This window comes from Vibrio sp. 1069, assembly GCF_033340555.1.
On record NZ_JAWOWP010000814.1, the window covers coordinates 1 to 546 of the forward strand.

Below are 546 nucleotides of genomic sequence, written 5' to 3' on the forward strand. Positions count from 1 at the left end.
AGGTTTGCCATCGAAGAAGAACTGGAACGTCACCGCTTCACCTTCAATGATGTCAGATGGGTGAGTCAGCGGTTTTAGCTCTAGCAATTTGCCTTCAATTTCTAACGCTTTTTCTGTTGGTTTACCGACCGTGATGTAGCTTTCTGCGCGGGTGTAGCTTAACTGAGTCACCACATCACGCGTTTTTTCTGGTAGCACATCAGCGCGCTCAGCTTTATTGGCTCTAACCCACTTCACAGTATCGCGGCGACCTGCTTTGTACTGGGTGTAGTAGCTCGGCTCATTGTTGATCGCAACCTTATGCGTGCCCTCTTCAACAAAGAAGAAATCGAACATCGAACGACGCTTACCGCGTATTACAAAGTTCGGGCGCTCAGAGCGGCCATCCGGCATGATGACAAAAGCTTGTTCGCTACCTGCTGGCTTATCGAATACAAATGTGCCATGAGAAGCAGTCACATTGAACGTGATCCAATCACCACCTTCTTTATAAACGGTAAAGTGTGAAGGCAAAACACAACTAGGATGCGCTTGTGCTGTTGTCTC

The 546-nt window shown here is 48.0% G+C and carries 1 protein-coding gene; it reads right to left on the bottom strand.

Going from position 1 to position 546, the window contains the following annotated elements; all coding sequences use genetic code 11:
- Nucleotides 1-546 (bottom strand): DUF4198 domain-containing protein (locus tag R7040_RS29220; protein ID WP_318098011.1); only part of this gene is annotated, 546 nt, incomplete at both ends.